Below are 15,393 nucleotides of genomic sequence, written 5' to 3'. Positions count from 1 at the left end.
TCATGACAAAAAAGACTGATGGAGATCAAAATAAGATCTTTTTTGAGGCGGTAAGAGACTCTTTTCTTAAACTTAATCCGAAAGAAGAAATGCGCAATCCCGTGATGTTTCTCACGATGGTAGCGTCCGCACTTACATCGGCATATTTCTTCAAGCATCTTTTTGTGAACGGAGTTTTCTCCTCCTTCGAACTTATGATAAGCATCTGGCTCTGGTTCACTGTGCTTTTTGCAAACTTTGCCGAAGCTATGGCTGAGGGACGGGGAAAAGCCCAGGCGGAAAGCCTGCGGCGATCGAGAAAAGAAGTCTGCGCGAGACTTCTGACGAACGGCAAAGAAACATCGGTTCTTGCGAGCCAGCTTAAAAAAGGCGACGTGGTCGTTTGTGAAGCGGACGGTACTATCCCCTCCGATGGTGAAGTGATCGAGGGGATAGCAAGCGTCGATGAATCAGCGATAACCGGTGAATCAGCTCCCGTGATCAGGGAAAGCGGAGGGGACCGCAGCGCAGTAACCGGCGGTACAAAAGTGATAAGCGATAAGATAATTATCAGAATAACATCCGATCCTGGCGGGAATTTCATAGACAGGATGATCGCCCTGATAGAGGGAGCAAAACGGCAGAGGACCCCTAATGAGATCGCTTTAAGTATCGTACTGGCAGGACTTACAATAATTTTTCTCCTTGCCGTCGTCACGCTGAAGTTTTTTGCGGATTATAGCGGCAATGCTGCGGGACAGGACCTTTCTTTGCTGGTGACAGTACCGATCCTTGTATCGCTTCTTGTTTGTCTTATCCCCACGACGATAGGAGGACTTTTGAGCGCGATCGGGATAGCGGGAATGGACAGGTTGATCAGGCGCCACGTGATAGCAAAGAGCGGGCGCGCGGTGGAAGCAGCGGGTGATATAGATGTTCTTCTTCTTGATAAAACGGGCACCATAACTATGGGAAACAGGATGGCATCAGAGTTCATCCCCGCGTCCGGGACAGAGGAAAAGGCTTTGGCCGAAGTATCGCAGCTTTCTTCTCTGGCAGATGAAACTCCGGAAGGAAGATCGATCGTTGTACTCGCAAAAGACAAGTTCGGTCTCCGGGCACAGAGCTTTCATTCCAGCGAAGCTACATTTATTCCGTTCTCCGCTTCAACTCAGATGAGCGGCATCGACTTCCACGATAGGGATAAAAATGTCTACCGGTCGATCAAAAAAGGGTCGGTCGACGCAATAAAAAGATATGTCGAGTCGATAAACGGGAAGTTCCCGCCCGGACTTGAGGCAGAAGTGAGCAGGATAGGGAGCAGCGGAGGGACCCCGCTGGCAGTATCTGACGGGAACAAAGTCCTCGGGATAATTCATTTAAAAGATGTGGTCAAGGGCGGGATAAAAGAGCGCTTCAAAGAACTGAGAAAAATGGGGATACGGACAGTGATGATAACAGGCGATAACGAATTAACAGCTGCGGCCATTGCCGCAGAAGCGGGAGTCGATGATTTTATCGCGCAGGCAACCCCTGAATCAAAGATGAACAGGATACGTCAGGAGCAGGCAAGCGGCCGTCTTGTCGCTATGACCGGTGACGGAACGAACGATGCCCCGGCGCTCGCGCAGGCTGATGTAGGGGTCACTATGAACACAGGGACACAGGCAGCGAGAGAAGCGGGCAACATGGTGGACCTCGAAAGTAATCCGACAAAGCTTATCGAGATCGTTGAGATAGGCAAGCAGCTTTTAATGACAAGGGGGGCTCTGACCACTTTCAGCATCGCCAATGATGTTGCGAAATATTTCGCCATAATCCCCGCTATTTTCGGGATGCTGTATGCCGAAACAGGCGCGACGCAAGGGCCGCTCTCTGTGCTTAATATCATGCGGCTTCATTCTCCTTACAGCGCGATACTCAGCGCGGTTATATTCAATGCGATAATAATAGTCATTTTGATACCGCTTGCTCTGCGCGGGGTATCATATCACAGCGAGGACGCGCGCTCGCTTTTGCGGCGCAATATACAGATATACGGCCTCGGAGGCCTGATCGCGCCGTTCATCGGGATAAAATTGATAGATATGTTGATGGTATTTTTCAGGATAATATCTTGAAAGGCATAAGATGAAACAATTCATTGCGGCTTTAAAATTATTTTTGATCACAGCGGTGATAACGGGAATAATATATCCTTTGATCATCACTGCCGCGGCGCAGATATTCTTTAAAGATAAAGCCAACGGAAGCCTTGTTTTATTGAAAGGAAAGACGGTCGGCTCGGATCTGATAGCACAAAAATTTGATAATGACAGATATTTCTGGCCGAGGCCGTCGGCAGTAGATTATAATACGCTCTCATCCGGCGGAAGCAATCTTTCTGCGACCAGCAAACAATTAAAAGATCAGATAACCGAAAGAGAGAAAATGATCTTAAAGGCAGACCCTGCAAAACCGGCAAATGAGATCCCTTCAGATATGTTATATGCTTCCGGATCAGGCCTCGACCCGCATATAAGCGTGTCTGCGGCGGTATTCCAGACAGACAGGATATTAAAGGCAAGAAAGCTTGATCTTTCAAGAAAAGCCGACCTGATAGTGCTGATCAACAAAATGACGGAGAAACGGGACCTTGATCTGTTCGGTGAAGAAAGGATCAATGTCCTGAAGCTCAATTTAACGTTGGACAATGAGTTTGAGAAATAATATGGAAGACTTTTCAAAAAGACTGACACCGGAAGAAGCTTTAAAGATCGCGACCCCTCCGGAGGAGCAGAGAGGAAAGTTAAAGATATTCATCGGATACGCTCCGGGGGTCGGCAAGACCTATTCAATGCTCAATGAAGGCAACAGGCGACTGGTTCGCGGAGAAGATATAGTTATCGGCTATTTTGAACCCCATGACAGGCCGGACACGAAAAATCAGATCGGTAAACTTCAAATAATCCCTAAAAAAAAGATTGAATATTCGGGAAAAATCCTGGAGGAAATGGATACAGATGCCATCATCAAACGGCATCCCCGGAGTGTTCTTGTGGATGAACTTGCCCATACAAATGTTCCCGGTTCAAAAAATAAAAAACGCTATGAGGATGTCGCGGAAATACTTGATGCGGGGATAAACGTAATAACCACTCTTAATGTGCAGCATATGGAAAGCCTTGTGGATACGATCAAGCAGATAACGGGGGTCACCGTCCGGGAAACTATTCCTGACAAGATCGTCGAAAAAGCAGATGAAATAGTCGCGGTCGACATCACGATAGAAGCTCTCATCAACAGGTTGAAACGGGGAGATGTTTACAAGCTCGATAAGATAGACGAAGCTTTGTCGAACTTCTTCAGAAAAGGTAATCTGAATGCGCTGCGGGAGATCTCTCTCCGGCAGACAGCACAGGAAGTGGATGAAGAACTTGAACAGTACATGCAGGCGCACAATATCAACGAGAACTGGCAGACCACCGAAAGGATAATGGTCTGCATAGGTCCGGGGACCAATTCGAACAAGCTTATCAGGCGCGGTGCCGCAATGGCAAAAAGATACAAATGCGACTGGTTCGTCGTGGCGGTAGAACTTGAGAACGTATTTTACGGGAAGTGGAGCCAGAGCGAAAAAGAACAGACCGAGAACCACTTTGCGCTGGCGGAGCAGTTTGGGGCGAAAACGGTTACGTTGATGGGAAGGAGCATATTCGGCGAGATATTGAAGTTCGCTAAGCAGAAACATATAACGCAAATAGTCCTGGGCCATTCGGATAAAAACTATTTTGAATCTTTTATCAGAGGTTCTTTGATAAACAGACTGCTGCGAGAGACGAAGAACATAGCCGTGCACGTAATACCTTTAAAGACCGAATCAGGAGAGACGCCGCAGCCAAGTTACAGCTCTATAAAATTCAAGGTTGATTTCCGGTCGTCATTCATGGAATATTTCATGATCTTATGGGTAGTCGCTTTTGTGACCGGAGTATCATTGCTCTTAGCCCCCTATACCGGATACAGGGCGATAGGGTTCATATATCTTCTTGCAGTATTATTTATCAGCCTGTTCGTTTCATTTATTCCGATAGTGATCGCGTCCCTTATCTGTGCCCTGACATGGAACTTCTTTTTTATACCGCCGTTCGGGACACTTTCGATATCAAGACCGGAAGACCTCCTGATGCACCTGACATTTTTCTTCACTGCGATAGTTGCGGGATTTCTGACATACAGGGTAAGGACTAACGAAAAGATGCTTCTTGTCCGGTCTTCGTGGAATGACGCGATCTATAAGATCGTTTACACGATTGCGGGAGCTGCTGACAAAAGATCCTGCATAGAAGAGATACAAAAACAGATGAACACAATGCTTCCGGGAGATTTTTATATTATTGCTAAGGATGCCATGCAAGAATTTGACAAAACTATAGAAGGAAGAGCTGACGTATTCGCAGATAAAAAGGAGCTCTCCGTGGCTAAATGGTCTTTTGATAAAGGGACTCCGGCAGGATGGTCCACTGAAACTTTGATGTCCGCAAAAGCCATCTATATTCCCTTGAAAGGCCCTTCAGAGACGGTCGGTATTCTGGCATACAGGCCATATAAAGAAGAAAAACTCAATCAGGAGCAGGCCAACTTAATAGCGGCAATATCAAAACAGATCGCTGTATATCTTGAAAAAGAGCTTTTCAGGGAAAGGTCAAAACAAGTCCAGGAGCTTGAAAAGTCGGAGAAGATGCTGCAGACGATACTCGAGAGCATCTCGCACGAAATGAGGACCCCTCTAACTTCAATAGGCGGGATAGCATCCGCTTTAAACGAGGAAAAGATCAATCAGGATAAAACCGTGAGGGAAGACCTGATAAAAGAGCTTCTTGAATCTGTTGACAGATTGAATAATGTAGTCGGGAACATCCTTGATATGTCCAGGATCAACTCCGGCTCATTTACCCTTAAAAGAGAATGGAACGACATAGGAGAGATCATTGATGTGTCGGTGAAGCAGTTGAGAGAAAAACTAAAAGGTCATAAACTATCAATAGAAATAAAAGAAGGACTTCCGCTTGTAATGCTTGACTTTAACCTGTTCGAACAGGCCGTGAGCAATATATTGATAAACGCGATCAACTATACGCCTGAAGGATCCGAGATAAAAATAAGATCATTTCTTAAAGATGATGATCTCATTCTTGAAATATCCGATAATGGTCCGGGTATCAGTGAAGACCAGCTTGTGCATATTTTTGAAAAGTTCTACCGGGTGAAAGGTTCTCCCGCGGGAGGTGTAGGTTTGGGGCTTACACTAACAAAAAGTATTATAGAAGCTCACGGCGGTTTTATATTTTCAGCTAACAAAAAGGGCGGGGGCCTTGAATTTAAAATATCTCTGCCTGTGGAAAAGCAGCCGGATATGATGGCAGGTCAATATGAATAGCGGAGCTAAGATACTTGTAATCGATGATGAGAAATCGATCCGCAGGCTTCTGGATGTTAGCCTTTCAACCGACGGGTACTCTATCTATCTTGCAAAGACAGGGAAAGACGGTCTTTTACAGTTCGATTCCGTCAGACCGGATATCGTTATTTTAGACCTGGGCCTTCCGGATATGGACGGGATCGATGTTCTTGGCAAAATAAGGGAAAGATCGAAAACGCCTGTGATAATACTTACCGTCAAAGGTTCCGATTCCGATAAAGTGCAGCTTCTTGACGCCGGAGCAGATGACTATCTGACAAAGCCCTTTAGCGCTAAGGAACTTTCCGTCAGGGTGAGGGTCGCGCTCCGGCACAGCCTTAACCTTAAAAAAGAGCCGGTATTTGAAAGCGGCCCCTTAAAGATCGATCTCGGCACACGCAGTGTTTGGATAAACGGAGAACTGCTTAAGCTTACCGCAACAGAATATGACCTTTTAAAAATACTTGCGCATAATGAAGGGCGTATCGTCACTCAAAAACATCTCCTTAAAGAGGTATGGGGGAATAATGCTGTTAACCAGTCTCATTATTTAAGGATCTATTTTGGGCAGCTCAGAAAGAAGCTGGATAAATATTCTTTATCAAATATTATCATTACCGAACCAGGGGTCGGATATAGATTAAGTATTGAATAATACAGAAGGAATGCCATACTTCCTCTACATCATCGAATGCAAAAATAAAGCTCTTTATACCGGCATCACGACCGATGTCAAAAGGCGGTTTAACGAGCACAAGACGGGAAAAGGCGGACATTACACTTCGTATAACCCGGCTTTAAAGATCCGTTATCATGAAGCTTGCAAAAACCGCAGTAAAGCCTTAAAAAGAGAGGCGCAGATAAAAAGGTGGTCGAGAACGAAAAAATTAGCTTTGATAAAAAAGGATAAAAAAATCCCGAAAGCCTCTTCAAAACGGAAGTAAGCTTGGTTTTTCAATCAGCGCTTGACAACCACTACAACTAGATGTAGTATATGTAGTATGACGACTAATAAAAAACAACGGCTAACCCTTTTTATTAACCCTTCCATTGCTAAGCACGCTAGAGCTCAGGCTGTTGTTGAGGATTTAACTTTGACTAATCTTGTGGAAAAGGCATTGATCGGCTATCTTCCCAACGAAACAGTAATTAAGAAAGTTAAGACCGGAATCTAAAAGAATAATAAGAAATGAAAAAATATCCGACGGTAAAGAAAGGAAAAGAAAAAGGAAAATGAAAAAAAGCCTAGTTTTTGCAGCCGTTTTGTTTGTTCTTTTGTTTGGATCGCAGTGTCTGGCATTCAGGCCCGCAGTGATAGGCGGGATAAGGGACGGCGCGGCGCTGGGGATAATGCTCGAAAGCGGCCCCGCAAATAACGCAACGTTAAGATTAGGGGCTGAAATCAGCACGTCAAATAACCCGGGGATCATCTTTATCGGAGGGAAATTTTTCCTTAGCAATATAAACAACAGATATCCGATGTTCTTGAGCGGCGGGCTGGTGGGATATCTGGGCAATAATTCAGATGCCGGCCCTTATATTTCCCTTATTTTTGAACGGTTTCTCGATGTGACACCCTTGTTCCTTGAAGTCGGCGTAGACGCAGTCAGGTCCGGAAGACTGCAGTTGCAGGCGGGTTATTATTTCTAATATGAATATAGTATAATGAAAGGAAAATAAACATGAAAAAAAGTCTTTGCGGTTTATTTGGATTTGTTTTAGTATTCGCGTTCATGGTCATTGGGTCAATGGGAACGGTTCAAGCGGAAGTCAATGTCAACATAAATATAGGTCCGCCGCCGATAGTAGTGTCAGAACCTCCGCAAGTGGTCATGATGCCGCAGTATGGGATCTACTTTGTGCCGGGCATCAGTTATGACGTCTTCTTCTATAACGGCTACTGGTGGTCTCCGAGAGGCAATAGCTGGTACAGGGCAAGGCAGTATAATGGTCCGTGGGGCGTTGTGCAACGCAACTATGTGCCCGGGTATTTGTTCAAAGTTCCTAAGAATTACCGCGAAGTCTATAAGAAAGAACGTCCCATTAATTACGGTCAGTGGAAAAAGCAGTCCCAGAATAATGGAGATCGTAATGATCAAGGCCGTAGTAATGAAGGCCGCGGACACAAGCATTAAACATGTCTAAATCTAATGTAAAAGGAGGTGAGAAAGAATGAAGAATTTTGTTATTTATTTCGTTGCTTTAGTTTTTGTGGCAGCCGTTGCCAGCGTGACTTTAGGCAGTACTGCCATGGAAGATGAAGCGCAAGCGGTCAGGAATTACCTGAATGTAATTGACGCGAAGCTTGCCAAGGCCAAGAAAACCACAGACGCGGCAAAAGTTAATCAGTTACATGCCGAAAAAGCTGCAACTCTCGCTCGCTGGAACAAATTAAAAGCGTCGAAGGTGGTTGCGCCGACACCGGCTACCATAATAGTCAATCCCACCCCGGTTGTAATAGTAACTCCTCCTGCAAAAGCAGGCAGAGGTCTCGGTCTTTATATCAACGGCGGGCTTGATGCAGGTCTGATCGGCTTTGCAGGCAATCTTGATTACGATCTGTCAGGTTCAGTTGTTCAGGGCTTAAGCGTAAGGATAGGAGCCAATTATCTTTCAGGCACGAATCCTAACGGGAATGACAGCTTTAAAGTTGTTTCCGCGAAGCTCGGCGCCGTTTATTATATCACTCCGTTCATGCCGGCTTTGGGCGTTCCGCTCACATGGTATGTAGGAGGTGCCGGTCTCTATCCTGTGAAAGTCAGTGGTGGCAGTACAGGCAGCTGGGGTGTGGAAGCATACCTTGGTGCAAACTATAACGTCCCGGAAATGGGAATAGTCAATTTCGAGCTCGGTTACAGCGGACTTAAATACGCTGCTGACCAGCCGGCATTGAAAGGTCTCGATCTTAAGATCGGATACGGGATCAAATTCTAGTATCTGAATTTTCAGGAATAACAATGGGGCTCTCTGATGAGAGCCTCATTTATTTTAAAATCCCCTCAATTAAACGCTTTTTGTCTCGACGGTCCTTACATTATATATAATCGCCCTGCGTGTACAGCCTCATCGGCCACAGGCACCAGAAGATTGAGGAGCCGGGCTGAACAAAATATTGGCAGGGAAACAGCCCAAAAACACGCAAGTATGTCTCTTAAGGATGCGATAGATAGTCAGGAATATAAGAGGACCTGTCCCATGGTAAAAACAGAAAGTGTTGGTCCAAAGACGGTTGCGGCATATTATTCATCCGCAGTGAACAAAGTAAAAAATATGGCGGATAGTATAGTCAATTTAGTGAAGAGCAAACCGGATATCCCAAACGAAAAGAGCGGCGAAGAATCTTTCAACGTGCTGCTTGCTAAAATGAACTCAGTCCCCGGTTCGTTCTTAGTCCAGGAAATCCACAGGAATAAAAATAAGTTTCCGGTTTAATGTTGGCCGCCGGGCCATGACTTTTACTCTGCTTCAGAAGTTTCAGGAGGACCATTTAAATCAAAATTGATGCCCGTGGCGTCGGCGCTTGCGACCGTGACAGTCCTGCTATAAGGAGTAAAGGAATATCCCGTCTTTGAAGGCCTCACGATATAATAACCGTCATCAAGCCCCGTAAAACTGTAATAACCCGATGAAGATGTTGTAGTGGCGCCCGATGAAGTGCCGGACAAATTTACGGTCACCGGACTTACTCCGCTGACTGTCCCGGATAAGGAATGGGGACCTGCGGGAACGGGCGTTGCGCTGCACCCGTACAGGAATATTCCCAAAATAGCGATGAGAGCAGAATAACAAACAAGCCTGTTATTTATCTTATTTTTCTGCATCAGCATAATTATACACCCTCGCTCCTTTCAAAGAAATACGAGGCAAGGCTTACCATGAAAAAAGCCGCCAGGGTGCTGATGAACAGGTCGTAGAAGATGTGGAAATGCGACGAGCCGAGCAAAGCCCACCTGATGCCGTCGACGCCGTACGTCAGGGGATTAAGATACGAAAATACCCTTATCCAGACGGGAAGGTTGCTGATAGGCGATACGGCGCCCGATAAAAAGAAAAGAGGGAACATGACGAAGTTGATTATCAGTTCAAACCCCTGTGCGTCCTTCATATTGGAAGCAAAAGACAGCCCGAGGGAAAGAAAAACAAGGGCCATAAGGACCATGAAGACAATCATGAGGAAGAACCCCGGGACGATCCTGTACAGCGGGAGATAACTGATATTGAACCCGAGGGAGAAAGAGACGAAAAAGAGCAGAATACCCTGGATCATCCCCGTAGTAGCGCCTCCGGCTATGCGGCCGAGGGCTATCGAGATCCTGCTCACGGGAGCGACCATTATCTCCTTGAGGAAGCCGAATTCCCTGTCCCAGAGGACCGATATCCCGGCGAACATCGAACTGAAAAGCATGTTCATGCCGATAGTTCCGGGCACGAGGTAATTCATATAGCTGATGTTCTTGTCGAGTCCGGGAATGGACATCTTGCCAAACCCGAACCCGAGAAAAGCCAGGAACATGAACGGCATCGCGATTGAACCGATTATGCGTTCCTTCGCGCGGGTGAATTTTTTCATTTCCCTAAGCCAGAGTATATAGATGGCGCGCAGTTCTATCATTACCAGTATCTCTCCCTTTCTTCGATATTTCTAATCTTATTTCCCGTAAAATGAATGAACACGTCCTCCAGATCTTCTTTTCCAGTAAGCTTTTTGAGTTCGTCGGGTGTGTCGATCGCGACGATCTTGCCGTGATCGATTATCGCGATCCTGTCGCATAAATAATCGGCTTCCTCCATATAATGTGTGGTCAGTATTATCGTCACGCCTTTTTCCTTGTTGAGCTTTTTTATATATTCCCATATAAGCCTTCTGGTCTGCGAATCAAGACCGAGCGTCGGTTCGTCAAGGAAAAGGACTTTGGGCTTCTGGATAAGGCCTCTTGCTATCTCAAGCCGCCTTTTCATGCCGCCCGAATAATTGCTTACCAGAACGTCTTGTTTTTCGGTAAGCTCGACAAGGTCCAGGAGGTCTTTTATCTTGGCGTTCCTTTCTTTCGGTCCGATGCCGTACATCATTGCGTGGAATTCGAGATTTTCCTTGCCGGTGAGCTTTGAATCTAGCGCCGGTTCCTGAAAAACGATGCCGATGCTCTTTCTCACGTCGTTCTTATTCTTTATGACGTCGAATCCGGCTACTGATGCACTGCCAGAAGTAGGCTTCAATAGTGTCACAAGCATGTTTATTGTCGTGGTCTTTCCGGCACCGTTGGGCCCGAGAAGCCCGAAACACTGGCCGCAGGAGACATCGAAACTGATATGGTCAACGGCAATGGTCTTGCCGAAGGCTTTAAAAAGGTCCCTGGCAGTTATCGAATAACAATTTTTATCTTCCACAACTCAATTATAACCTATCTTTCCGCCGGGTTATCCGATCTTTTTAAAGATGCTATAATTCCCTCATGCAGGTTGTCCAGCTTATCAAAGAAGATGGCATAGAATACATAAAATCACAGTGCGATGACCCGCAGGCAGTGTTGCTCCTGGTCCACGGCCTCGGCGCTCACACGGGCAGGTGGCAATTCCTCTCCGAGTATTTTAAACAAAACAATGTCTCATCTTATGCTGTCGAACTCAAAGGTTTCGGCAGGACAAAAGGATTAAAAGGCCATATCGATTCGCTGCGGACCTATTATAAAGACATACTTTTGCTTTATAAGATGATAAAGAAGGATCATCCCGGAAAAAAGATATTCATCCTCGGCGAAAGCATGGGAGCGCTGATATCTTTCATGATAGCGATATCATATGGCGACCTGTTCGACGGCCTGATCTGCATCTCTCCGGCGTTCGCAAGCAGGATAAAATTCCCTCCTGGCCAGATGATATCGATATTGCTTTCAGTGATATTTGCCCCGAGAAAGCAGTTCATAGTGCCTTTTAATTCAAAGATGTGCACGCGGGACACGCAGTATCAAAATGTCATGGACCAGAATCCTGACGAGCACAGGTTCGCAACCCCAAGACTTCTTCTTGAAATAATATTTGCTCAGATATTGTCGGCGATGAATGCGAAAAAAATAAAGATACCCGTATTGTTCCTTTTGGCAGGTGACGATAAAGATACTCTGGTGGACCCCCCGGCCGCGAAAAAGATATTCAAAAAACTGAAGGTCGACGATAAAAAACTTATACAATATCCCGAGATGCTGCACGCGCTTTCGATAGAAAAGGGAAGAGAAAAAGTATTTGACGATATTATGCAATGGCTGAAAAAAGAGGACTGATTTGAAAAGATGCATTCTTTCCATAGACCAGGGGACGACAGGCAGCCGCGCGGTCATCTATGACAAGAACGGGACGATCGTTGCGAGCGCATACGAGGAATTTCCCCAATATTTTCCAAAACCAGGATGGGTAGAACACAAGCCGGAAGAGATCTGGAAGAGCGTGAATAATTCCATCCAAAAAGTGCTTTCAAAGATCGATCCTTCATCGATAGCAGCGATAGGTATAACCAACCAGAGAGAGACGACGATCGTATGGGATAAAAAAACAGGGAAACCGGTCTATAACGCGATAGTGTGGCAGTGTCGGAGGACGGCAAAAAGATGTGAAAAGTTGAAGGCTGAAGGTTTAAGCAGAAAGATAAAACAAAAGACGGGTCTGCCGATAGACGCATATTTTTCTGCGACGAAGGCGGAGTGGATACTTAAAAGAGATAAAAAGTTTAAATCTAAACAATTAAAGTTCGGGACTACTGATTCATGGGTCTTGTGGAAATTGACAGGCGGCAAGGTCCATGCAACGGATTATACGAATGCGTCGAGGACGATGCTGTTAAATATAAAAAAAAAAAAATGGGACAAAGATCTATTAAAGATATTCAACATTCCGGAAAGCATCCTTCCCGAAGTTAAAAATTCATCAGGAAAGTTCGGGGAGACCGTGAAGACCGGAAAACTGCCTGCCGGCATACCAATCTGCGGAATAGCCGGCGACCAGCAGGCGGCATTGTTCGGCCAAGCGTGTTTTTACCCTGGCACGGTCAAGAACACTTACGGAACGGGCGCTTTCCTGCTTCTTAACACCGGCAGGGAGAAAATAGATTCAAAACACGGTCTTATCACCACTCTAGGCTGCGGCCCGAAAGGCGAACCTGTCTATGTTCTTGAAGGTTCTGTCTTCATAGCGGGTGCAGCGATACAATGGCTCAGGGACGGCCTTAAATTGATAACAAAAGCATCTGAATCGGAAAAACTGGCGCTTTCAATAAAAGATAATGAAGGCGTTTACTTTGTCCCTGCGCTGGCAGGGCTCGGCGCTCCGTACTGGGACCCGGCAGCCAGAGGATTAATCTGCGGCCTGACCAGGGGGACAAAAAGAGCCCATCTTGTCCGCGCGGCAATTGAAGCGATGTGCTATCAGACAAAGGATGTCATCGAAGCCATGAAAAAGGATTCGGGCTTAACGATCAATGGATTGAAGGTTGACGGGGGAGCTGTGGTCAATAATTTGCTATGCCAGTTCCAGGCGGATATCCTCGGGACAGCTGTGATAAGACCGAGAATCATAGAGACCACTTCTCTTGGTGCGGCCTACCTTGCGGGACTGGCTGTCGGTTTCTGGAAAAGCACGAAAGAAATTGAAAGATACGGGAGAGCTGATAAAGTATTTAAACCTCAAAATACTGCAAAGTCAAAAGAACTTTATGAGGGGTGGAAGAAAGCGGTTGAGAGAACGCTGGAGAAATAAAACAATCTATTCTATTTAGCGCTCTTGTTGAGCTGATCAAGCCTTTGCTGCGCAAGTCTGGTGAGATGAAAGATCAGCCCCGGCATATCTTCCCTGATGTCATCGAATTCTTTCCTGGGAAGCTGAAGCAACTCCGCCCCTTCGGAAACAATCTCTACTGTCGCGGTGCATTTCATGTTTTTTACAAGAGATATTTCGCCGAATACCTCATTTTCACCGAGAGTAGCTTTCAGTACAACCCGTCCTTTTTCATTTTTGTGTACGATCTTTACCTGTCCTTTTTTGATCACGTAAAGGGCATCTCCCTGTTGTCCCTGCCTGATGATCTTCTGTCCTTTTCTGGCGCGTTTCACTTCAAACCTTGACGAAAGGTCGGCCAGGGCATCGGCTTTCAGGTTTTTTAAGAACACGATCTGGGAAAGTGTAGGCCTTGTTTCAAGAACGTTTTTGAGCCTGCTGCGCAGTTCGGGGACCTTTTTTATCATAAGCTCAAAATCATGTCTCGTGATCTCTATCAAAGACCCCGAAGAGAGACCTTTGATGGTAGCGTTCTTGGGAAGTCCGGTCAAAAGGCTTGCTTCCCCGAAATAGTCCCCGGCTTTAAGCACTGCCTGGATGCCTTTGGCCTCGACACTGGCATGGCCGTTTATAATAAAATAAAAATTATCGCCGGGATCACCCTCGCGGGCGATATTTTCCCCGTCTATAAAAAGCCGCATCCTTGAATTCCGGGCGACCTGCGAGATGAGGCGTGCGGGAAGGCTGCCGAATATCCTATTGCCCGACATAGCCTGGAATATTTCCGCGGTCTCGTCCCTTGAAGATATAAGCGGAATAGTCTCTCTTTCCCTTGCGATAGGGATGTTCACGCCGTCCGGAACTTTGCCCGTATGCACCAGGACCATCTTTCGTTTTATCTCGTCCGTAAGCCCCGCGAAATTCAAAGGGTCCGTATGGGGAACATTGCCTGCTTCATGAACAAGTCTGTCCGCCGGACATTTTTCTACAAAATCCGTGAGGTCTCTGTGTCTTTCAGTATTTATCACGCCGATCTCCTTGCATTTGGCAAGGATTTCCCGACCATAAAGGGTATCTGCGCTGTATGCGATCGATCTCTCGCGATTGGGCAGGCCGGGGATATTATCGGTGAATCTCGCAATGAACCTTGTGGTCGGTACAAAATGGAAGGCCCTTGATATATCGAGTTCAAGCGCCGGCATTCCGGGGATCTTCAGCGTCTCCCCAAAACGAGCTTCTATCCAGCTTATTAGATGAGAGATGTCGATCCCGCTGTATGCTTGTCCTTTCCTTAAAAAGCTTGCATACGTCAAGGCAGATGCTATGAGATTGACCCTGTTACCGTTCAGTACGCTTGCGAGCACGCCCGCATCATGATCGGCATGCGTGTGCGACAGGAACACGTGAGGGATGCTGGTCACCTCTATCCCGAGTTTAGCAAGCGCGGCTTGCGGGTCTGAAAGAGGATCTATAAAGATGCCTTTCCTGCCTGTTCCGGCCCACAGGATCATGCTTGTAGTCCTTCCGGAGGCATCAAATCCGCTTGTCGTGCCCACGAATGTCATCCCGAACACAGGCGGTATGAACGGCTGATTGGCAAATTCGATCTTGCCGTTACCGTTGTTCTCAAAGACCGAAGTATCGACAGTGGCGATCTCTCTCCCGTGCTCGGATACCCTGAAAACGCCCTCTCCGATGTTCCTGATCGTCACTCCGTTCAGTTTGAACTCCGATCTTTCATCCAGTTCCCTAAAATCCACCATGTCGTTTATGGTCTTCATCGTACTGTCGGGCTTCTTCGGCGCGAAATATTCTATCTCCCTTCTTATATCTGCAGGCATGATATCCAAAGGTCCGAAATTTGCCTCTCCGAGTATGGTCTTTATCCTTGATGTCTGTTCACCGGTCGCGAGTATCCTGAGATTGCGGTTCGCAAAATACGTATTAGCGTACTGAGGGAACTCCGGTTCAAGGAGAATATGCCCGTTTGAAAAAAGATTCCTCGGAGCGACTAGAGTAGTAGGTATTTTGGAAGGGTCTTTTGAAATAAAAAAGTCAGGCATGAAATGCTTTATGACTTCGGGAGGCGCACCGAATAAAATACGTCCCATCCCCTGGGTCTGTATGCATGCGAATCTTGGGCCGGATTTGCTCACGTAAAGCGGATTTGCCCTTACTCCGTTGATCATCGAGACAGCCATTTATATCCC

15 protein-coding genes are annotated in these 15,393 nt (G+C 46.4%); 11 read left to right on the top strand and 4 right to left on the bottom strand.

Annotation, left to right across the window (positions count from 1 at the left end; genetic code table 11):
* Positions 1–2 precede the first annotated feature (2 nt).
* From kdpB to NTZ10_00715, 9 genes are all read left to right on the top strand, one after another.
* Positions 3–2,099: a potassium-transporting ATPase subunit KdpB gene (gene kdpB, locus NTZ10_00755; GenBank protein MCX5748765.1), complete on the top strand. Its 2,097-nt coding sequence runs from the start codon at positions 3–5 to the stop codon at positions 2,097–2,099.
* Between the two features lie 10 nt (positions 2,100–2,109).
* Positions 2,110–2,688 (top strand): potassium-transporting ATPase subunit KdpC, encoded by a 579-nt coding sequence (gene kdpC, locus NTZ10_00750; GenBank protein ID MCX5748764.1) that lies wholly within the window; start codon positions 2,110–2,112, stop codon positions 2,686–2,688.
* Position 2,689: 1 nt separating this feature from the next.
* Positions 2,690–5,398, top strand: a complete 2,709-nt coding sequence (locus NTZ10_00745) for a sensor histidine kinase KdpD (GenBank protein ID MCX5748763.1) — start codon at positions 2,690–2,692, stop codon at positions 5,396–5,398.
* A complete protein-coding gene (locus tag NTZ10_00740) occupies positions 5,391–6,074 on the top strand; it encodes a response regulator transcription factor (GenBank protein ID MCX5748762.1) in 684 nt (227 codons plus the stop codon). The genes NTZ10_00745 and NTZ10_00740 overlap by 8 nt, the downstream gene beginning before the upstream one ends.
* 10 nt (positions 6,075–6,084) lie before the next feature.
* Positions 6,085–6,363, top strand: a complete 279-nt coding sequence (locus tag NTZ10_00735; GenBank protein ID MCX5748761.1) for a GIY-YIG nuclease family protein — start codon at positions 6,085–6,087, stop codon at positions 6,361–6,363.
* Between the two features lie 289 nt (positions 6,364–6,652).
* Entirely contained in the window at positions 6,653–7,069 is a 417-nt protein-coding gene (locus NTZ10_00730; protein ID MCX5748760.1) for a hypothetical protein, read from the top strand.
* 32 nt (positions 7,070–7,101) lie between these two features.
* The gene (locus tag NTZ10_00725; GenBank protein ID MCX5748759.1) at positions 7,102–7,554 is read left to right on the top strand and encodes a hypothetical protein; all 453 of its coding nucleotides are present in this window, start codon (positions 7,102–7,104) and stop codon (positions 7,552–7,554) included.
* Positions 7,555–7,591: 37 nt separating this feature from the next.
* Entirely contained in the window at positions 7,592–8,353 is a 762-nt protein-coding gene (locus NTZ10_00720) for a hypothetical protein (GenBank protein MCX5748758.1), read from the top strand.
* 261 nt (positions 8,354–8,614) lie between these two features.
* Complete coding sequence (locus NTZ10_00715; GenBank protein MCX5748757.1) at positions 8,615–8,851, top strand: hypothetical protein; 237 nt, start codon at positions 8,615–8,617, stop codon at positions 8,849–8,851.
* A 23-nt stretch (positions 8,852–8,874) separates the two neighbouring features.
* On the opposite strand, the gene NTZ10_00710 is transcribed toward NTZ10_00715, so the two are convergent.
* The 3 genes from NTZ10_00710 to NTZ10_00700 are packed head-to-tail and all read right to left on the bottom strand — an operon-like array spanning position 8,875 to position 10,783.
* Positions 8,875–9,240: a carboxypeptidase regulatory-like domain-containing protein gene (locus tag NTZ10_00710; protein MCX5748756.1), complete on the bottom strand. Its 366-nt coding sequence runs from the start codon at positions 9,238–9,240 to the stop codon at positions 8,875–8,877.
* An 8-nt stretch (positions 9,241–9,248) separates the two neighbouring features.
* Positions 9,249–10,037 (bottom strand): ABC transporter permease, encoded by a 789-nt coding sequence (locus NTZ10_00705; GenBank protein MCX5748755.1) that lies wholly within the window; start codon positions 10,035–10,037, stop codon positions 9,249–9,251.
* Positions 10,031–10,783: an ATP-binding cassette domain-containing protein gene (locus tag NTZ10_00700; GenBank protein ID MCX5748754.1), complete on the bottom strand. Its 753-nt coding sequence runs from the start codon at positions 10,781–10,783 to the stop codon at positions 10,031–10,033. The genes NTZ10_00705 and NTZ10_00700 overlap by 7 nt, the downstream gene beginning before the upstream one ends.
* 89 nt (positions 10,784–10,872) lie before the next feature.
* Between NTZ10_00700 and NTZ10_00695 the strand changes: the two genes are divergently transcribed.
* Together NTZ10_00695 and glpK are read left to right on the top strand one after the other, a co-directional pair.
* Positions 10,873–11,697, top strand: coding sequence for an alpha/beta fold hydrolase (locus tag NTZ10_00695; GenBank protein ID MCX5748753.1), 825 nt, complete (start codon positions 10,873–10,875; stop codon positions 11,695–11,697).
* Between the two features lies 1 nt (position 11,698).
* A complete protein-coding gene (gene glpK / locus NTZ10_00690; protein ID MCX5748752.1) occupies positions 11,699–13,165 on the top strand; it encodes a glycerol kinase GlpK in 1,467 nt (488 codons plus the stop codon).
* A gap of 11 nt (positions 13,166–13,176) precedes the next feature.
* Here glpK and NTZ10_00685 read toward each other — a convergent pair whose 3' ends face one another.
* On the bottom strand, positions 13,177–15,384 hold the full coding sequence (locus NTZ10_00685) for a cyclic nucleotide-binding domain-containing protein (GenBank protein ID MCX5748751.1): 2,208 nt from the start codon (positions 15,382–15,384) through the stop codon (positions 13,177–13,179).
* Positions 15,385–15,393: the final 9 nt, after the last annotated feature.

The organism is Candidatus Saganbacteria bacterium (assembly GCA_026387835.1).
GTDB lineage: Bacteria > Margulisbacteria > WOR-1 > JAKLHX01 > JAKLHX01 > JAPLKZ01.
This window is presented reverse-complemented; position numbering and strand designations above follow the sequence as displayed.